The sequence below is a fragment of the Lacinutrix sp. Bg11-31 genome (genome assembly GCF_002831665.1).
In the GTDB taxonomy this organism is placed as follows: Bacteria; Bacteroidota; Bacteroidia; order Flavobacteriales; family Flavobacteriaceae; genus Lacinutrix.
This window is the reverse complement of sequence record NZ_CP025118.1, coordinates 3,359,512-3,378,753: the sequence shown is the minus strand read 5'-3', so window position 1 is coordinate 3,378,753 and position 19,242 is coordinate 3,359,512. Positions and strand designations below refer to the sequence as shown.

General features: G+C 31.9%; 16 protein-coding genes. 11 read left to right on the top strand and 5 right to left on the bottom strand.

Going from position 1 to position 19,242, the window contains the following annotated elements; all coding sequences use genetic code 11:
• Nucleotides 1-67 precede the first annotated feature (67 nt).
• Entirely contained in the window at nt 68-547 is a 480-nt protein-coding gene (locus CW733_RS15030) for a TlpA disulfide reductase family protein (RefSeq protein ID WP_100998125.1), read from the top strand.
• Between the two features lie 25 nt (nt 548-572).
• On the top strand, nt 573-2,372 hold the full coding sequence (locus CW733_RS15025; protein ID WP_232730371.1) for a DUF6029 family protein: 1,800 nt from the start codon (nt 573-575) through the stop codon (nt 2,370-2,372).
• Nucleotides 2,373-2,426: 54 nt separating this feature from the next.
• On the opposite strand, the gene CW733_RS15020 is transcribed toward CW733_RS15025, so the two are convergent.
• The 3 genes from CW733_RS15020 to CW733_RS15010 all read right to left on the bottom strand — a co-directional run bounded on the left by CW733_RS15020 (nt 2,427) and on the right by CW733_RS15010 (nt 5,009).
• The gene (locus CW733_RS15020; RefSeq protein ID WP_100998874.1) at nt 2,427-3,020 is read right to left on the bottom strand and encodes a porin family protein; all 594 of its coding nucleotides are present in this window, start codon (nt 3,018-3,020) and stop codon (nt 2,427-2,429) included.
• 40 nt (nt 3,021-3,060) lie between these two features.
• A complete protein-coding gene (locus CW733_RS15015; RefSeq protein WP_100998872.1) occupies nt 3,061-3,852 on the bottom strand; it encodes a membrane metalloprotease in 792 nt (263 codons plus the stop codon).
• A 104-nt stretch (nt 3,853-3,956) separates the two neighbouring features.
• Nucleotides 3,957-5,009: a hypothetical protein gene (locus CW733_RS15010; RefSeq protein WP_100998122.1), complete on the bottom strand. Its 1,053-nt coding sequence runs from the start codon at nt 5,007-5,009 to the stop codon at nt 3,957-3,959.
• Nucleotides 5,010-5,298: 289 nt separating this feature from the next.
• On the opposite strand from CW733_RS15010, the gene CW733_RS15005 reads away from it, so the two are divergent.
• From CW733_RS15005 to CW733_RS14995, 3 genes are read left to right on the top strand one after another with little or no spacing between them, the layout of a single operon-like run.
• Complete coding sequence (locus CW733_RS15005) at nt 5,299-5,811, top strand: RNA polymerase sigma factor (RefSeq protein WP_100998119.1); 513 nt, start codon at nt 5,299-5,301, stop codon at nt 5,809-5,811.
• Between the two features lie 51 nt (nt 5,812-5,862).
• Nucleotides 5,863-6,768, top strand: coding sequence for a FecR family protein (locus CW733_RS15000; protein ID WP_100998117.1), 906 nt, complete (start codon nt 5,863-5,865; stop codon nt 6,766-6,768).
• Nucleotides 6,758-9,295 carry a TonB-dependent siderophore receptor gene (locus CW733_RS14995; RefSeq protein WP_100998115.1) on the top strand — a complete coding sequence of 846 codons (2,538 nt, stop codon included), beginning with the start codon at nt 6,758-6,760 and terminating at the stop codon, nt 9,293-9,295. The genes CW733_RS15000 and CW733_RS14995 overlap by 11 nt, the downstream gene beginning before the upstream one ends.
• Before the next feature lies 1 nt (nt 9,296).
• Here the strand turns inward: CW733_RS14995 and CW733_RS14990 are convergent, their stop codons facing one another.
• Both CW733_RS14990 and CW733_RS14985 read right to left on the bottom strand, forming a co-directional pair.
• Nucleotides 9,297-11,792 (bottom strand): DUF5686 family protein, encoded by a 2,496-nt coding sequence (locus CW733_RS14990; protein ID WP_369806635.1) that lies wholly within the window; start codon nt 11,790-11,792, stop codon nt 9,297-9,299.
• Nucleotides 11,793-11,963: 171 nt separating this feature from the next.
• On the bottom strand, nt 11,964-12,941 hold the full coding sequence (locus CW733_RS14985; protein WP_100998111.1) for a pyruvate dehydrogenase complex E1 component subunit beta: 978 nt from the start codon (nt 12,939-12,941) through the stop codon (nt 11,964-11,966).
• 202 nt (nt 12,942-13,143) lie between these two features.
• Here CW733_RS14985 and CW733_RS14980 point away from each other — a divergent pair, with 202 nt between their 5' ends.
• The 6 genes from CW733_RS14980 to CW733_RS14955 all read left to right on the top strand — a co-directional run bounded on the left by CW733_RS14980 (nt 13,144) and on the right by CW733_RS14955 (nt 19,231).
• On the top strand, nt 13,144-13,890 hold the full coding sequence (locus CW733_RS14980) for an electron transfer flavoprotein subunit beta/FixA family protein (protein ID WP_100998109.1): 747 nt from the start codon (nt 13,144-13,146) through the stop codon (nt 13,888-13,890).
• A gap of 116 nt (nt 13,891-14,006) precedes the next feature.
• Nucleotides 14,007-14,969 carry an electron transfer flavoprotein subunit alpha/FixB family protein gene (locus CW733_RS14975; RefSeq protein WP_100998108.1) on the top strand — a complete coding sequence of 321 codons (963 nt, stop codon included), beginning with the start codon at nt 14,007-14,009 and terminating at the stop codon, nt 14,967-14,969.
• An 81-nt stretch (nt 14,970-15,050) separates the two neighbouring features.
• Nucleotides 15,051-15,659 (top strand): bifunctional nuclease family protein, encoded by a 609-nt coding sequence (locus tag CW733_RS14970; RefSeq protein WP_100998107.1) that lies wholly within the window; start codon nt 15,051-15,053, stop codon nt 15,657-15,659.
• Between the two features lie 4 nt (nt 15,660-15,663).
• Nucleotides 15,664-17,397, top strand: coding sequence for a NupC/NupG family nucleoside CNT transporter (locus tag CW733_RS14965; protein ID WP_100998106.1), 1,734 nt, complete (start codon nt 15,664-15,666; stop codon nt 17,395-17,397).
• Nucleotides 17,398-17,539: 142 nt separating this feature from the next.
• Complete coding sequence (locus CW733_RS14960; RefSeq protein ID WP_100998105.1) at nt 17,540-18,364, top strand: thymidylate synthase; 825 nt, start codon at nt 17,540-17,542, stop codon at nt 18,362-18,364.
• A gap of 9 nt (nt 18,365-18,373) precedes the next feature.
• The gene (locus CW733_RS14955; protein ID WP_100998101.1) at nt 18,374-19,231 is read left to right on the top strand and encodes a hypothetical protein; all 858 of its coding nucleotides are present in this window, start codon (nt 18,374-18,376) and stop codon (nt 19,229-19,231) included.
• Nucleotides 19,232-19,242: the final 11 nt, after the last annotated feature.

The following is a 19,242-nucleotide window of genomic DNA, read 5'->3' as shown; positions in this document are numbered from 1 at the left end:
ATAACTTATTTACTGAAACATTCAATAAAAAAAACACTAATTTTATCAAATAATTAACAATTCTACAATGAAACATTTTTTTTACTTACTAGTATTTGCAATGAGCTTAAATCTTTCGGCTCAAGAAAATTTACCTACAGCAGAGATTAAAACTTTAGATGGTACGACTACCACTTTACAAGAAATTAGCAAAGACAATAGTTTAATTGTTGTTTCGTTATGGGCAACTTGGTGTGTGCCATGTAAAAACGAATTAGACGCCATTAACGATGTCTATACAGATTGGCAAGACGAAACAGACGTTAAATTGTACGCTGTTTCTGTAGACGATTCTAGAACAGTAAGTCGTGTTAAACCTTTAGTTAACGGAAAAGCTTGGGATTTCGATATTCTATTAGATACTAACAACGATCTAAAAAGAGAGCTAGGAGCTGCAACTGTACCTCTTACGTTAATTATTAAAAACGGGAAAATTGTTTATAGACATTCTGGCTACACTCCAGGAGCCGAAGACATCCTTTTTGAAGAAATAAAAAAACATTCTTAAACCTAACTACCAACCAATTTATATTATGAAAAAAATCGCAGTTTTAATTGTGCTAATACTACCTATGCTTAGTTTTGCACAAGAAACAGACACAAAAGACAATACCATATTTAAACAATTTCTAGATAATCTTTCGGGTAGTTTAGAAACCAATGGACAATGGTACACTAACGATGCTGTTTTAGGTGATTTTGAAGATCCTAATCCTACATTTGACTTAAGAAACGAACACGTTAGGATTAATAGTTATTTACGATTAGACTACAGCTTTTTAGAAAACTTTACCGTTGGCCTTCAGGCAGAAAGCTACGAACCTCTACCACTTATTAACTATTACCCAGAATATAACGATACTAGAATAGCAACGTATTATGCAAATTTTAGAAATAAAAAATTAGATATTACTGCTGGTTATTTTTACGAACAATTTGGTAGCGGATTATTACTTCGTGCTTTTGAAGAAAGACAACTTGGGTTAAATACTGCATTAAGAGGTGGACGTATTAAATACACACCAACAGACTATTTAGACGTTACTGCATTATATGGACAACAACGTGTTGCTTTTGATGTATCTGAAAGTGATATTTTTGGTTTCGATACCAATTTTGATTTCACAAAAGCTTTTGAAATTAAAGGATTAAACCGATTAAGCTTAGGACTAAGTTACGTTGGTAAAAAAGAAGACTTTACGCCTCCTGTTAATGAATCTGATCCAGAATATGAATTTGACACAACAGATTTTCCAGAAATGATAAATTCTTACTCAGCAAGAGTAGATGTTGATTTTGGAAATTTTTACTTTAAAACAGAATATGCATTAAAAGGAGAAGATGTATATTTTATTCCAGAAGGGCAATTAGGGCAAGGAAACGTACAGGAAGGTAAATATTTTGACGGTAATGCACTTCTATTCACCGCTGGTTTTAGCAAAAGAGGATTAGGTATAAGTAATACCTTTAGACGTATGGAAAACATGATTTCTACGGCAGAACGCAATGCTAAAAACATTATTTCTGAAGAGTTTAAATTTAACATGCAAAATTTAAATTACTTACCTACATTAACAAAACAACAAGATTACTCTCTTGCAAACATATACATCTACAATGCTCAACCTGGTTTAATTATAAAAGATTTTGCAGGCCAATCTGGAGAAATAGGAAACTCTTTAGATATCTTTTACAACTTTAAAAAAGGTTCTAAGTTAGGTGGTAAATACGGGACAAAATTTACTATGAATTTTGCGTATTGGGCCTTACTAGATGATGAATTTAACCAGTCTGAATCCACCTATAACGCTGAGTTTTTTAAATTTGGTAACCGCTTAAATAGAGATATTAATTTTGAGATTAGAAAAAAATTAAACAAAAACTGGTCTTCTATTTTTACTTACATTAACACTATCATTGATAAAGGTGTTACTTTAGGAGGACCTTTGGGCACGCAAGGAGATATAAAATCTCAAATTGCTATTGTAGATGTTACACACAAACTTGGTCGTGGAAAATCTGTTAGATTAGAAGGGCAGCATTTATGGACTAAAAAAGACAGAAAAAATTGGGTTGGAGGAACTATTGAATATGTGGCTAGTAATGCACTATCTTTTTATGTTACTGACATATACGACTATGGGAATGACAACGAATTTAGCACCGAAACAAAAGCACATTACTATAATGTTGGAGGTAGTTTTACAAAAGGAGCGACTAGAGTTGCTTTAAACTACGGAAGACAGCGTGGCGGATTACTTTGTGTTGGTGGTGTTTGTAGATTTGTACCAGAGAATACAGGTTTAACACTAAACTTAAACACCTCTTTTTAAGGATTAAAATTATATAAAAAAAGGCTTCCAAACGGAAGCCTTTTTTTATGCTTATTACAAATCGAAACCTAAGCTAATTTGCAATACTCTATTTCTAGGTTTATCTTCGTCGTAAATATCTCCTAAACCAAAATGATATCGTGCAGATAGTCTAACTCCAGAATCTGTTTTAAAACCAGCTCCAACATTTGCTCCATAATCAAACTTATTAGGATCAAGCTCTTGAGAAGCATCAAATAAATTAAAACTGCTATCAAACTCCTCTTTATGAGAAATAGCCAAACCTACTTGTGCTCCAACTTCGAAAAAGAAATTTTGAGTAGGATAAATATTAAATGATAAAGGCATATTTATATAATTCACTTTTTGAGTAAAGGTTGAGTTCTCATTAATTATCTCGTAACCTTGTTGCGAATATTGTAGCTCAATTTGTAACGCTATTGCTTCATTTATAAAAGACTCTCCATAAAACCCAACATTAAATCCATGTCTTTGGCCAGTTTCCGAATCGCTATCAAATTTAACCGAAGCTAAATTATAACCACCTTTAATACCAAAGCTAGAATCCGTTTCAGATGTGCTTTCTTGTGCATTAATACCTATTGATGCTATTAGTAACACTGCTAATACAATTATTTGTTTCTTCATTTTTATATTCATTTTTATTGTTTACTCATTCTTTTAATTTTTATTTCCCTCCATTAGCTTGTAAGTCTGCAATACATTGCGCATCCAATTGTGGTGCTTGACTTTGTCCTACCAAATTATCTAGCCCAGAACCCGTTTCTGAAGCCCAATACATTAAACAACTATCGACATTACAATGTTTCTCATGCTCTGCATCTTCATGCGCAGATTGTAAAGCTGCTCCTAAATTAGTTAAGCCTAGAATATGACCAAACTCATGAGTTATTACTGTTGTTTCTAACACCGTTCTATTAGGCTCGAAGGTACTATTACTTAAATCTTGAATTGTTTCTTGATAAATAACAAACGAGGTGTTTCTATACGCTGTTCCCAGCACCACAGCATTTCCAGAATTGCTAGCCGATGACCCATCTGCAAAAAAGGCCCAAACAGCGATTTCATTTTCTGTATTAAATTTTGTTCTATTAATATCCTCTATACTTCTAATTTCTGCATTTGTATATGGCGCATTTCCTGGAGATGTTATTGCTCTTTTTTCTACACTAATACCATTGGGCTTAAAGGTTCTCGATTCAAGAAAAGACACAAAATTATCCACACTAGATTGCGATGGCTCGAAACCATCAACATAAACTAACTCTACAACCATACTATTAAAAGTAGTACTTGAAAGCAAATCGTTAGATGAAGCTCCTGTTGCTTGCAAGTGAGATGTTGGATCTTCTGTATTATTATTTCCTGTGGTACTGCTACTACTATTATCACTCTCCGTTGTACACGACACAACTAGTATTTGCGCTGTTATAAATAATAAAAAAAAGACTCTTTTCATGCTTAAAATTGTGTTTAAAAAAACTGCCATTTAAAAACAATGACAGTTTAAATATTAAAATAAAAAAAATTGTTATACTACCGCTAATCAACTTAAACAAGTTGTTAAATTTGCCCTAACACAAGAGTTATAGAAGCATCAGTAGTACTTTGCATTGAAATTGTTGTACTATTAAAACTTGTAACTTCCCAATTTTGATTTAGCAGAATAAAACTAGCATTACTAGTGAAATTTAAGTTTAAAAACACTTCGGTTTGCGATGTTACTTCGTAATTACCTTGAACATCTTGAATTAATGGGTTAATGGTGTTTTCTGCGACTACAGTTAAATTACTTGCAAAATCTATAGTAAACTCAGTATATAAATTTGCGGTTTCAACTCCAGAATTAACAAAAGAATCTATTTGAAATAATCCATCGACTAGAATTTGTTCTAAAGTATCTACGGCATTTTCCGTATCTTCTATAGCCTCCTCTTCATCTACACAATCTTGAACACTAGTTTCAAATTCTGCATCGTTTGAGATTACTATGGTAGTTTCACCTGCACCAGTTATAGTAATTGGATAATTAACAGAAAACAACTCATCTTCATTAAGACTATTAATATAATTAAACAACTGCTCTTCACTTTCTATTACTACACTTCCAGTTTGATCTAAGCTTAAATTAAACGTTAATAATGTTATTGGAAAATCTATAATTACACAAGAAATAGCAGCTTCTCCAGCAGCTTCTGCTTGATTACAAGCATCTATAATTGCATTGTATTCTGTTTGATTTGTAATAACAACTTGAGTATAATTATTTAAGGCTACAGTAACAGGAAATTGTAAAACTACTGTATCAATATCTGTATTTAACACTCCTAATATGTCTATAACTTGTTGGTAATCTACTTCACTCGCAATAGCAACCTGTGTACCGTTTACAGTGGCTGTAACTGGCAATAATAACGACGAACATGATGTTCCATCAAGGAAATCGTCAAAAGTTCCATCATACATAGATGCACGCTTTAAATTTGTTGCGGTTTGCGAACTTGCTGTATTTGTATTTGGATGCTCACCAGTTTCCTTATCAATCTCATCTTGACAAGACGTAAAACTTAATAAAACAGTTAGCAGCAATGTTGTTATTAATTCTAAATTTTTCATAATTTAAAAGTTTTAAAATTATTTTCTTTTTGTTGGCGAGTTTTCGCCCAATATATTAATTAAGTTGGCTTCTTTTTAATCTACTCAACTTTTAATCAAAAAATAATGAATTAATAATAATAATTAGAGCACATCCTAAAGAAGAAATTAAAACGATTTTTAAAACAACTTCTATTATTTCTAAAATTTTTATTGATTTCATACACACTTAAGACAATACAAAAATGTTTTACCCTACTTTTGTTAATCCTTTTTATTAAACTAACTTGCTTTCCTATTATCCCAACTAATGAACAATAATAAAAAGCTTTGTGAAGAAGCTTCTTTTAATAACTTTTACTTAGAGCACATACAACATGCTAGTAATTTCGCCTATTATAAATGTGGAGACAAAGATAATGCACTAGATTTGGTTCAAGATGCGTTTTCTAAAATATGGGAAAACTGCTCTAGTATCGATTTTAACAAAGCTAAAACATACCTATTTACTACAGTAAATAATCTATTTTTGAATATAGTTAAGCACGAAAAAGTGGTTATAGAATATGCAAAAACAGCTCCTTATATAGATTTAAATAACGAAAGTCCCGAATATATTTTAGAAGAAGAAGAGTTTAAAAAAAAGCTACAAAATGCTATTTCTTTACTAACAGACAAGCAGAGAGAAGTCTTTTTATTAAATAGAGTTGAGGGAAAAAAGTATAGAGAAATCGCAGAAATGCTAGGTATTACTCAAAAAGCAGTAGAAAAGCGAATGTCTATTGCACTAAGCGTATTAAGAGAAAGAATTGAAAACATATAATTAAGTAGGGTAAAGACTTTATTAATTGTCTTAAGATTGAAGTATTAATAAATGAAAGACGAAGAAAACATACTAAAATGGTTAGATAATGAGCTTTCCAGTGATGAAATTAAAGATTTAAAACAATCTGAAGGTTTTACTGTCATTGATAAAATTGCACATTACAGCTCCCAAATGGAAGCACCAAAAGTTAATGCCGAAGAAGCATTAGCAGCTTTTCGTTCTAAAAACTCAAGTAAAACTAAAGTTATACCTATTAATTTTAAGCGATTATACAAATACGCAGCTCTTTTAGCAATTATGCTATGCGTTACTTATTTTTCGTTTTTTAATAATGAAACCTCCTTTAATACAAATATTGCGCAAACAGAAACCATTATACTTCCAGACAATTCGAAAGTAATACTAAACGCAGTATCTACATTAAGTTATAATAAAAAGGAATGGAAAACCAATAGAAATTTAGATCTTGATGGAGAAGCCTATTTTAAAGTAAATAAAGGTGAAACATTTACTGTAAATACAGATGCTGGAAAAATACAAGTTTTAGGCACACAGTTTAATGTAAAAGAACGCAACAACTATTTTGAAGTACAATGTTACGAAGGCTTAGTTGCTGTAACTTATAATAACAAAACTATTAAACTATCTAAAGGAAAAGCTTTTAGAGTTATCAATGGAAAGGAGCAATTAGTAGAGGATATTAATAGCCTTAATCCTTCTTGGCTGCAACAAGAATCTTCTTTTGTTAAAGTACCATTAAAGCATGTTATCGAAGAATTAGAAAATCATTACGATATTAAAATAATATCTAAAGGTATTGACACTAAAAAACTATTTACAGGAACGTTTACTTACAATAACAAAGACATTGCCTTACAAGCTGTTACAATTCCTTTAAAACTTAGCTATAAAACCGAAGGAAGCATAATTACGTTCTATAAATATGAAAAATAAAAATTATTTATTTTGTCTATTTATTCTTATTTTCAATCTATGTTTTAGTCAAGTTATAACAGAAAAAATACCACTTGCTGAATTTTTAAAAGCTACAGAAACTAAATTCGATGTTAAGTTTTCATACGCTTCAGAAGATGTTTCTAATATAAAAATTAAAACACCCAATAGCGATTTAAATATAGAACAGACTTTAACCTACCTAAACAACAACACACTTTTAAACTTTAAAGCGCTAGACAAACGATACATTACCGTTTCAGTTATAGAAAAGCTTATTACAATTTGTGGTTTTGTTTATAGCGAAAACAACTCACCTTTAATTGGAGCTTCAATTATAATAAATAATACACAAAGAGGAACAACTACAAATGCTACTGGAGAATTTAAATTAAATGAGGTCCCTATAAATGCAATTATAACAATCTCTTTTCTAGGTTACGAAAATCAAGAATTCATTGCTAATCAACTGTTTTCAAACGAGAGTAATTGTACTAAGGTTGAGCTCTTAGAAAGTAATTTTCAGCTAAATCAAGTTTACATTACTAAATTTTTAACTACAGGTTTACAAAAACGCTTAGATGGAAGCACTGTATTAAACACAGAACAATTTGGAATTCTTCCTGGTTTAATAGAACCAGACATACTACAATCTATACAAGCGCTTCCTGGAGTAGAAAGCATAGACGAAAGTATAGCGAACATTAACGTTAGAGGTGGTTCTAACGATGAAAATTTAATGCTTTGGGATGATATAAAAATGTATCATTCTGGACATTTTTTTGGTTTAATTTCGGCTTACAATCCTAATTTAACCAATAAAGTAATTGTAAGTAAAAATGGAACAAGCAGTCAATATAGCGATGGTGTTTCTAGTACAATTAACATGTCTACAAAAAATGAGTTAAACAACTCTTTTTCTGGAGGAATAGGAATTAACCTTATAAGTGGTGATGCCTATTTAGAAATTCCAATTACTAAAAAACTAGAGCTTCATGTTTCTGGAAGACGCTCGTTTACAGATGTATTATCTACACCAACGTATAATAATTATTTTAGCCGAAGCTTTCAGGATAGCGATGTAAACAATACGCTGTCTAATGATATTAGTTCCTCTTCAGATTTTTCTTTTTACGATTACTCTGCAAAATTGTTATTCGATTTAAACGATAAACACACCTTTAGAACTAATGTAATTTACATTAATAACAATTTAGATTATTCTGAAACCAATACGAGTTCTAATGAAGACACTACCACAAAGACAACTAACTTATCGCAAGAAAACTTAGGTTTTGGCGGACAATGGAAAGCCAATTGGAATTCTAAATTTAGCACAAAACTATTGGCCTACTATTCTAAGTATAGTGTAAATGCTTCAGATTTTAGAGTAGAAACAAATCAATTATTATTACAAGGTAACGAAGTTTTAGAAACAGGAATAAAACTAAACAGTTTTTACAATTTAAATTCTAACTTAACTATTTTAGCTGGTTATCAATTTAACGAAACTGGTATTTTAAATAGTACAAGCGTTTCTCTTCCCGCCTTCGATCGTGAGAAAAAAGATGTTTTACTAAACCATGCTGTATATGCCGAAGTGGAGTACAACAAAGGCAACACCTACTTAAGAGGAGGAGTTAGAGCAACGTATTTTCAAAAATTTAACAAACAACTTTTAGAGCCACGAATAAATTTTAAGCAAAAACTATTTAAACAACTAGCGATTAAAATTGAAGGAGAATTTAAAAACCAATCTGCCACTCAAAAAATAGATTTTCAAGACAATTTTCTAGGTGTAGAAAATAGACGTTGGATCTTAGCAAACGAAAAAGACATTCCAATAACCACGAGTAAGCAAGCTTCTTTTGGACTCGAATTTAAACAAAACAATTTAAATATTGAAACGACTAGTTTTTATAAGTTAGTTTCAGATATTACGGCTGGAAATCAAGGGTTTTACAACAATTTTCAATACCTAAATGCAACCGGAAATTACACTGCAAAAGGTGTTGAGTTTCTAATTAATAAAACAACCAATAAATTTAGTACTTGGCTAAGTTATACTTACAGTATAAATGATTACGAATTTGAGAGCTTTACACCTTCAAAGTTTCCTAATAATATAGATATAAGACACTCTGCTACTTTAGCCTTTAATTACAGTTTTTTAGAAAATTTAAAAATATCTGTTGGTGCTTTATGGCGTTCTGGACAACCTTACACAAAACCTCTTAAAGGTAATGAAACGGTACAAAATGGTAGCCAAACATTTGTAAACTACGATTTACCTAACAATGAAAACCTTGAAGATTTTATGCGCTTAGACACTTCTGTTAGTTACTCGTTTAAGTTTTCTAACAATACAAAAGGAACATTTAATATAGGCGTAAGAAATGTAACCAATCAAGACAACACTATTAATCGTTATTTTGATGTAGACCCAAACGATTCAGAAAAGACAATTCAAATAGATAATAAGTCTTTAAAAATTACTCCAAACGCTAGTTTCAGAATTAGATTTTAAGTTAGAAATAAAAACCAAAACTACCTGTAATACCAAATTTTCTTGCCTCAGGATTAAGTACTGGATCTAAGTAGTTTCCTCTAAAGTTAAAGTCTATTCTAAAGACTTTAAAAATATTTCCAACACCAACACTGTATTCGTAATACGCTTCCTTATTTGGTGCAACATACGTTAAACCAGAAGCATTAATATCTCTATTTTTTTGAGACACATTACCCATTACACCTCTAAAACCAACTATTGCTCTAAGGTTGTATTTTTTAAGAAAAGGAATTCTTGAAAATAAGCGTCCGTTAAAATTATGTTCTACATGAAGTGTTGCGTACTCATCTGTTACAAACTCGTAATAATCTAAATTAGAGAATGTATTATAGATAGAGAAATAACTCTGATTTCCAGGCACAACACTCATTAAACCCAAAGGAATATCTCCATACGTTTTACCAACCTCTACACTTGTTGTTAAACGACCAAATCCTCCTAAAGCCCATGGTTGATAATACGAAAATTGCAGTTTCTGATATTCGAAATCGCTATTAAACAAACTTGGATCTCCAACTGTAACTTGCGCAAAAAGTCTTGCAAAATCATCATTCTTATTTCTTCGTTCCACTCCAAAACCTGTCATTTGTCGTTTTGGAAAATAAGACAAAGATAAAGCAGACTCATATTGTTTAATTTCCGATTTTGTTTCTGTTTGCGAAGCATCAGTATAGTAATCTAAACTAAAAGTTGATGAAGCAGATTCTAATGTTTTATAAGTTCCGCTTAAGCGTGTTACAAAATTTCTAAGTGGCTCTGCTTCTATTGCAACTGTTGTTAAATTAACATTGGTTAACTTATCGTTAGTTCCAGTGCCAACAACAGATGAAGATGCTAAACTTCTACCTAAAACATCGGTAGAACTCGTTAAACTAGCTCCTATTTGCTCTACATCTCTTCTATTTCCTCCAGAAAGAATCAATCGGCTTTTTTTATCCACTAGCCATTTTCCAGAAATACCATATTTAAATTTATCGTCTTTAAAACCATAAGCTAGAAATCCTTCTAAACGCCACAAATCGTTTTGCCCAAAATAAGTTCTTCCTCCTCCACGCAATCTAACACCTTCAACATCATTATATCCAAAGGTTGAAAAAATAGGTCCATAATCGAGATTCAATTCATCGAACTCTATATAGCCTGAAGCTAGAATACTTCCTAAATTATAGAGTCGTTTAAATTTTTTAGTTTGTTTTAAAGAGTCTAGCATTATGTAAACTCCTTTTTCATCTTTACTTAAAGTTTCCATTCTGTTTTTATCCCAAAATGCTTCATCTTGATTGTATAAATCTTCATCAAAACTGTATATTTTCTCTTTATAGAACTTAGGGTCTTTCTTCTCGTTAAACTTATAGTTGTTATACAAAGTTGTACGCTTACCATATATACCTTGAGATTTTTCCTTTTTATTAAAAGCAAAATCAGACATAAAATAATCACGCTTAATTAAGAAAGTAGAATCGTTTAAAACATCGAATTCTTGTTCAATATAAATCTCTTTTACCCAGTTAATATTTGCGCTTTTAGAGGCTTGTAGATTAATATTCTTTATTGCAAATGTAGTATCAGCAACCCAAAAATCTCCTTTAAAGGTCAATTCGTTTTTACGTCTTGGATAATAAATAATATTGTAGCACCATTTGTTATCTATAAAAGAACTATCGGCTAAAACATAGTTATACGTCTGGATTCCTGTTCTAGAAATGGGACTTGTAAAACTCTTATCGAAGAACTTTAAATAGTTATCGTAAACATCGTATTCGCTATACAAATCGTCTACAAAGTCTATTATAATCTGGTTATTACTAAAACCAGAGTTTTTATTCCCTTTTAAAATCTCGCGTTTTTCTTTAATAATATTGTCTCCATAAACCTCAGCCGAAGACTCATTAATAAACATTGGTAAATACGTTTTACCAGTTACTTTAGAAGTATCTACTTGCTCGAAAACAAACTCCATGCCTCGAAATAATTTACTTTTAATAGTAGCACTATCTATTGTATTTAAATCGAATTCTACTTTTTCGTATTTATCGTATTGATACTGTTTGTATTGCTTTAAACCATTACTTCTTTTATTAGCCCAAATTTTACGTAAAATATCTATTGCAGGATTATTTTTTTTAGGTTGCTTTCCAGACACAAGCACAACTTCTTGTAGTGTTGCTGCATCTTCTTGCAAAGTAATATCAAACTTATAATTAACCTTTTCTGTTAGTTTTACTGTTTGCGTTTGAAAACCTATAAAAGAATACACAATAGTCTCGTGCGTTTCATCATCTTCTATGTAATAGGTACCATTCTCATCTGTAATTGTACCAATACTTGTACCTTCAAAATAAATATTAACATAAGGAACTGGTAAATTAGTATCGTCGTAAACATGACCACTAACCTTAGTTTGCGCTAAAGCAGAAAGACTTCCGAAGCATAATAACAAGAATAAATATTTCATTTTCATGTGTCAATTTTTATTGTTTTTTAATGGACGTATGCAACATTTATATAAACATATCTTTAATAACGAATTATAGATATGAATGTTTTACAAGAACAGAATATAAACAAACAAACTTCATCAACAATTGTGCTAATGAAGTTTGATATAAAACTATTTTTATTTTTTCTATTTGTACATCACCTTTTTAACAGCTTTAATTACCTCTGTATAATCTGGTAACCATTCTGCTAATAATACTGGAGAATATGGTGCAGGCGTATCTGCTGTATTAATTTTTACCACTGGAGCATCTAAATAATCGAAAGCTTCAGACTGAACAATATATGTAATCTCTGTAGAAACGTTACCAAAAGGCCAAGCTTCTTCTAAAACAACTAAACGATTAGTTTTCTTTACAGATTTTAAAATTGCTTCTTTATCTAAAGGTCTTACTGTACGCAAATCTATAATTTCACAAGAAATACCATCTTTTGCTAACTCGTCTGCAGCTTTATATGCTTCTTTTATAATTTTACCAAAAGACACTATAGTTACATCTGTACCTTCTCTTTTTATTTCGGCAACACCTAATGGTATTGTATATTCTCCTTCTGGCACTTCGCCTTTATCACCATACATTTGTTCACTCTCCATAAAAATAACTGGATCGTCATCACGAATTGCAGATTTTAAAAGCCCTTTTGCATCGTAAGGGTTAGATGGCACAACAACTTTTAAACCTGGAGTGTTAGCGAACCAGCTCTCGAAAGCCTGAGAATGCGTTGCTCCTAATTGCCCAGCAGATCCAGTTGGACCTCTAAAAACAATTGGGCACTTAAGCTGTCCACCAGACATTTGTCTAATTTTAGCAGCATTATTTATAATTTGATCTATACCAACTAAAGAGAAGTTAAAGGTCATGTATTCTACAATTGGTCTATTTCCTGTCATGGTAGAACCAATAGCAATACCTGCAAAACCAAGTTCTGCAATTGGTGTATCTATAACACGCTTTGCACCAAATTCTTCTAACATACCTTTAGATGCTTTATAAGCACCATTATATTCTGCTACTTCTTCTCCCATTAAGTAAATGCTTTCATCTCTGCGCATTTCTTCACTCATGGCCTCACATATAGCTTCTCTAAATTGAATTGTTTTCATATTACTTTATAAAATTGAAAAACAAAAATAAGGATAACTCTAAACTAATAATACAGTTTTTATTTAAAATTTATTATGCACGCATAGTACTTTTTCAGAATAAAATAATTATCTTCGTATCCTGAAAAACTGAAGCATTTAACGATAACGATTGAGTAGAGGGCTTCACAAACAAAATAGTCTTAATTTAATTATAATAAATATGAAAATATTAGTGTGTATAAGTCACGTTCCTGACACTACATCGAAAATTAATTTTACTGATGGTGATTCAAAATTCGACACAAACGGTGTTCAATATGTAATAAACCCTAACGATGAGTTTGGTTTAACACGTGCCATGTGGTTTAAAGAAAAGCAAGGTGCAAGTGTAGATGTTGTAAATGTTGGTGGTGCAGAAACTGAACCTACTTTACGTAAAGCTTTAGCTATTGGTGCAGATTCTGCAATTAGAGTTAACACAGAAGCTAAAGATGGTTTTCAAGTTGCTAAAGAATTAGCTAAAGTGGTAAAAGATGGTGGTTACGATTTAGTAATTGCTGGTCGTGAATCTATTGATTATAATGGAGGAATGGTTCCAGGAATGTTAGCTGAATTAACAGGTGCAAATTTTGTTACCAACTGTATTAACCTAGAGGTTGAAGGCACAAACGCTACAGCTACTAGAGAGATTGATGGTGGCAAAGAAACTGTTGCAACAAGTTTACCGTTGGTTATTGGTGGACAAAAAGGTTTAGTTGAAGAAAGTGATTTACGAATTCCTAATATGAGAGGTATTATGATGGCACGTAAAAAACCTTTAAATGTTGTTGATGCAGCTAATGCTGAACCAGAAACAGCTTCAATTAAATTTGAAAAACCAGCACCTAAAGGAGCAGTTACTTTAGTAGATGCAGGAAACTTAGATGAGTTAGTGAACTTACTTCATAACGAAGCAAAAGTTATATAGTTCCTCCCTTAATCTCTCCAAAGGAGGGAAACTGAGTTGGAAAACAAGAAAATAATATTAACGTTTCAAGCCCTTTCCTTTGGAAAGGGTTGGGATAGGAAAAAAAATAGATTTATATGTCAGTTTTAGTATATACAGAATCAGAAAATGGAAAATTTAAGAAAACAGCCTTAGAGGTTGCTTCTTATGCCAAAGCAGTTGCTACTCAATTAGGGACTACTGTTACAGCTGTAACAGTTAATGCAGCAGACACAAGTGAATTAGCAAACTACGGAGTAGACAAAATATTGAATGTTACAAATTCTGCTTTAGAAAAATTTAGTGCAAAATCTTATGCAGCAGTTATAAAACAAGCAGCAGAAAAAGAAGGCGCAAAAGTAGTTGTGGTTAGCCAAAGTGCAGATAGCAAATATTTAGCACCTCTATTAGCAGTAGGATTAGATGCAGGTTATGCTTCTAATGTTATGGAAGCACCATCAAGTACTTCTCCTTTTACAGTAAAACGTACGGCTTTTACAAACAAAGCCTTTAATATTACAACTATTAATACAGATGTAAAAGTAGTAGGCCTTTCTAACAATTCTTTTGGATTAGTTGAAAGTAGCGCAAGTGCAACATCTGAAGACTTCGCTCCTACACTTCCAGAAGCTGGAGTAACAGTACAGTCTGTAGATAAAGCTACAGATACAGTAACCATTGCTGATGCAGAAATAGTAGTTTCGGCAGGTCGTGGATTAAAAGGTCCAGAAAACTGGGGAATGATAGAAGAATTAGCAGGAGTTCTTGGAGCTGCAACTGCTTGTTCTAAACCTGTTAGTGATTTAGGATGGAGACCACACAGCGAACACGTTGGGCAAACAGGAAAACCAGTAGCTGCAAATTTATATATTGCAATTGGTATTTCAGGAGCCATTCAACATTTAGCAGGAATTAACGCAAGTAAAGTAAAAGTTGTTATTAATACAGATCCAGAAGCACCTTTCTTTAAGGCTGCAGATTATGGTGTTGTTGGTGATGCTTTTGAAGTTGTACCTGCACTTATTGAAAAATTAAAAGCATTTAAAGCGGCAAACGCTTAATTTTTTATAAATTGTGCTCGTAAAAAAGCGGTTTAAATTCTATTTTACAATTTAAACCGCTTTTTTTTGATTAAAATATTTATGAGTTTAGTTAGACTAAAGATAAAAGGAATATCGTACAGCCAGACACAAAATGGCGCGTACGCTTTAATATTAAATGAGGTAGATGGCGAACGCAAACTACCAATAGTAATTGGTGCCTTCGAAGCTCAATCTATTGCGATAGCTCTTGAAAAAGAAATTCGTCCACCACGACCACTTACTCACGATTTATTTAAAAATTTTGCCGATAGGTTTGATATTGTCGTAAAACAAGTTATCATCCACAAACTAGTAGATGGTGTTTTCTATTCGAGCCTTATTTGTGAACGTGATAAAATTGAAGAAATAATTGATGCAAGAACTAGCGATGCAATAGCATTAGCGCTACGTTTTAAAGCACCAATATTTACTTACAAAAACATCTTAGACAAAGCTGGAATCTATTTAAAAGTAGACCCAAATAAAGATGAAGAAGATGAAGACAGTATTTTAATTGAAGACATTATAAATGAAGAACTAGAGCTTGTTGATACAGACGATTACAACTCACACTCTTTAGAAGAATTAAATAATTTACTAGACGAAGCTGTAGAAAATGAAGACTACGAAACTGCAGCAAAAATTCGTGACGAGATTTCTAAACGCTAACCTTATGATTAAAAATTTACTACTAGCTATCGCAGCTATTTTTTTTGGAATAACTACCGTTTTTGGACAAGACTTAGAAAAAAAATGGATATCTCAATCTCCTACAAGTAATTTTAAAAACTTAGAACTTAATGCAGGTGAATTTGCTTTTACTGGAGATTCTATTCAAGCTGTAAAAGGAGACTATATATATCAAAATAATTTACTGGTATTTTACCATAATGATACTTCTAATTCTATTAGACATTATAAAATAACAGAACTCACAGATTCTACTTTAGTAATTAAGAATAAGAATAACGTCTATAATTACACATCACCAACCACTATTACAGAAGAGAATGTTGCAGTTGTAGACGCTACAAAACCAGAAAGGGGCTCAATAATACCTAGTCAAGGTTTTTCTCTTGGAAGTCTATGGCGTGGTGTTTTAGGAATGATTACACTTTTATTTGTTGCCTTCTTATTTAGTAGTAACCGTAAAGGCATCAATTGGAAAACTGTTGGTTTAGGCTTAGTGCTTCAATTAATAATAGCCATAGGTGTTTTAAAAGTTAGTTTTGTAAAAACAATATTCGAATTTATAGGTAAAGGTTTTATAGAACTATTAAGCTACACACAAGCAGGAAGTGAGTTCTTATTTGGCGGCATGTTAGATGTTACTTCTTTTGGGTTTATTTTCGCTTTTCAAGTACTACCTACAATTATATTCTTTTCAGCTTTAACTTCTGTATTATTTTATTTAGGGATTATTCAAAAAGTAGTAAAACTAATGGGATTATTACTAACTAAAGTATTAGGTATTTCTGGAGCAGAAAGCTTGAGTGTCGCTGGAAACATCTTTTTAGGGCAAACTGAAGCACCACTTTTAATAAAGGCGTATTTAGAAAAAATGAATAAGTCCGAAATACTCTTAGTCATGATTGGTGGTATGGCAACCGTAGCTGGAGCTGTATTAGCAGCATATATTGGGTTTTTAGGAGGTGAAGACGAAGCATTACAACTTTTTTACGCTAAGCATTTATTAGCAGCATCTGTAATGGCTGCACCTGGTGCAATTGTTATCTCTAAAATATTATTTCCTCAAACTGAAGAAGTAAATACAGATGTAAAAGTATCTCAAGAAAAAATTGGCTCTAATATACTTGAAGCCATTGCTAACGGAACAACAGAAGGTTTAAGGCTTGCTGTAAATGTTGGTGCAATGCTACTAGTTTTTGTTGCTTTTATAGCAATGATTAATGGCGTTTTAGGAGGAATTGCAGGATTTAATGGTTTTGCAATTGAAGCATTAAATATCGATTGGCATTTTACTTCCTTGAACGAAGTTATAGCAGCAAACACGCCTTACAATAGTTTATCATTAGAATTTATTCTAGGTTACATTTTCGCACCATTAATGTGGTTAATAGGTGTTGCAAAAGAAGACATGGCTTTAATGGGTCAGCTTTTAGGTATTAAATTAGCTGCAAGTGAGTTTATAGGATACATACAGTTAGCAGAACTTAAAAATGTAGCAAACGCTACACACCTAACTTACGAGAAATCTGTAATCATGGCAACTTATATGTTATGCGGTTTTGCAAACTTTGCCTCAATAGGAATTCAAATTGGTGGTATTGGTTCTTTAGCTCCTGGACAACGTAAACAATTGTCTAAGTTCGGAATGAAAGCCTTAATTGGAGGAACAATTGCTTCATTAATTTCGGCTACTATTGCTGGAATGATAATTGGCTAGTGGCGAATCGCCACGGATAAATTTTAATATAAATAAGAGCTTCAATTCAACATAGTTTTGTCATTCAGAGCACAGCGAAGAATATCAATTCATTAATATTATAGTTAATTAAAAAAGATTCCCACTTTCGTGGGAAGTGAACATGAAACAATACCACGAGCTAGTAAAACACGTTTTAGAAAACGGAAACGAAAAAGGAGATAGAACAGGAACAGGAACAAAAAGTGTTTTTGGTTACCAATTACGTTTCGATTTAAGTGAAGGTTTCCCAATGGTTACCACAAAAAAATTACATTTAAAATCTATTATTTACGAACTACTATGGTTTTTAAAAGGAGATACTAATATTGACTACTTAACCGAAAACGGTGTTAAAATATGGAATTCTTGGGCAGATAAAAATGGAGACTTAGGTCCTGTTTATGGTCATCAATGGCGTAATTGGAATAGTGACGAAGTAGATCAAATAACAGAAGTTATAGAGACTTTAAAAAACAATCCAAATAGTCGTAGAATGTTGGTTTCTGCATGGAATCCTTCAGTATTACCAGACACTTCAAAATCTTTCGATGAGAATGTAGCTAATGGAAAAGCGGCTTTACCGCCTTGCCATGCGTTCTTTCAGTTTTATGTAGCAAATGGGAAATTATCTTGCCAATTATACCAACGTAGTGCAGATATCTTCTTAGGCGTACCTTTTAACATTGCTTCTTACGCTTTGTTTACCATGATGATGGCTCAGGTTTGTGGATACGAAGCTGGTGAGTTTATACACACATTTGGAGATGCTCATATTTATAATAACCATAAAGAACAATTAGAATTACAATTGTCTCGAGATTGCAGACCATTACCAAAAATGAAACTAAATCCAGAGATTAAAGATATCTTCGATTTTAAATTTGAAGATTTTACTTTGGAAGATTACAATCCACATCCACATATTAAAGGAGCTGTGGCTATTTAAATTAAAACGATGAAAAACCTATTTTTAATAAGCCTTCTAATATTTACTTTAACCATTCATTCGCAAGATAATAATTATGAAATCAGAAAATCATTTGTAATTTTTGAAGGTTGTGATGATGTTGAAAACAATGAGCTTTGTTATGAAATGAAACTTCAAGATTTTATAGTAAATACACTTGATAGAAAATCCGTTGAAGATTTCATTACTACAAGTAAAAGAGACACAATCTCTGTATTCACTTCAATTAGATATGACGATTTTGGAGAAACCATTCGAAGTCGTACTCAGAAAAATAGTATAATTTATGGTTTAGATTTAAAAATTTATGAGCTTATTCATGAAAAGTTGCCTAAAGTGAAACCTGCTGTTGATTCTTCTGGGAATACTATTATGATGACTATTAAAAAAAGATTATTTTTCAAACTAGACAGAACTAATAATAAATTAATTCCAATATATGGTTATCGTTCAGATGAAGTCAGTTTTGCCATAATAGAGAATGTACCAATTTATCCTGGTTGTGATGAAAAACTTTCTAGATCGAAACTCAGAAGATGTATGAGTAGTAAAATTAGCGCACATATAGGCTCTGAATTTAACCTTGGTTTAGCAACCAAACTAAATTTACCAACAGGTTATGTTAGAATTCATGCTACATTTAAAATTGACAAAAATGGAAAGGCTATTGAAATCCAAGCAAGAGCTTCACATCCTGAACTCAAAAAAGAGGCAGAACGCGTTCTCGCGTTGCTTCCAAAAATGATAAAACCAGGAATACATAAAGGGCAACCTGTTGTAGTATCTTATAGTTTACCCATTAAACTTGCTGTAGCAGGTGGAGATAAAAAGGAGAAAAAAAAATGATTAAATAAAAC

Coding starts and splice junctions, on each gene's coding strand:
- CW733_RS14955 (WP_100998101.1), top strand. CDS start 18,374: ATGAAAAACCTATTTTTAATAAGCCTTCTAATATTTACTTTAACCATT.
- CW733_RS15000 (WP_100998117.1), top strand. CDS start 5,863: ATGAAAGACGAAGAAAACATACTAAAATGGTTAGATAATGAGCTTTCC.
- CW733_RS14985 (WP_100998111.1), bottom strand. CDS start 12,941: ATGAAAACAATTCAATTTAGAGAAGCTATATGTGAGGCCATGAGTGAA.
- CW733_RS15030 (WP_100998125.1), top strand. CDS start 68: ATGAAACATTTTTTTTACTTACTAGTATTTGCAATGAGCTTAAATCTT.
- CW733_RS14970 (WP_100998107.1), top strand. CDS start 15,051: ATGAGTTTAGTTAGACTAAAGATAAAAGGAATATCGTACAGCCAGACA.
- CW733_RS14995 (WP_100998115.1), top strand. CDS start 6,758: ATGAAAAATAAAAATTATTTATTTTGTCTATTTATTCTTATTTTCAAT.
- CW733_RS15005 (WP_100998119.1), top strand. CDS start 5,299: ATGAACAATAATAAAAAGCTTTGTGAAGAAGCTTCTTTTAATAACTTT.
- CW733_RS14980 (WP_100998109.1), top strand. CDS start 13,144: ATGAAAATATTAGTGTGTATAAGTCACGTTCCTGACACTACATCGAAA.
- CW733_RS14960 (WP_100998105.1), top strand. CDS start 17,540: ATGAAACAATACCACGAGCTAGTAAAACACGTTTTAGAAAACGGAAAC.
- CW733_RS15015 (WP_100998872.1), bottom strand. CDS start 3,852: ATGAAAAGAGTCTTTTTTTTATTATTTATAACAGCGCAAATACTAGTT.
- CW733_RS14965 (WP_100998106.1), top strand. CDS start 15,664: ATGATTAAAAATTTACTACTAGCTATCGCAGCTATTTTTTTTGGAATA.
- CW733_RS15010 (WP_100998122.1), bottom strand. CDS start 5,009: ATGAAAAATTTAGAATTAATAACAACATTGCTGCTAACTGTTTTATTA.
- CW733_RS14990 (WP_369806635.1), bottom strand. CDS start 11,792: ATGAAATATTTATTCTTGTTATTATGCTTCGGAAGTCTTTCTGCTTTA.
- CW733_RS15025 (WP_232730371.1), top strand. CDS start 573: ATGAAAAAAATCGCAGTTTTAATTGTGCTAATACTACCTATGCTTAGT.
- CW733_RS14975 (WP_100998108.1), top strand. CDS start 14,007: ATGTCAGTTTTAGTATATACAGAATCAGAAAATGGAAAATTTAAGAAA.
- CW733_RS15020 (WP_100998874.1), bottom strand. CDS start 3,020: ATGAAGAAACAAATAATTGTATTAGCAGTGTTACTAATAGCATCAATA.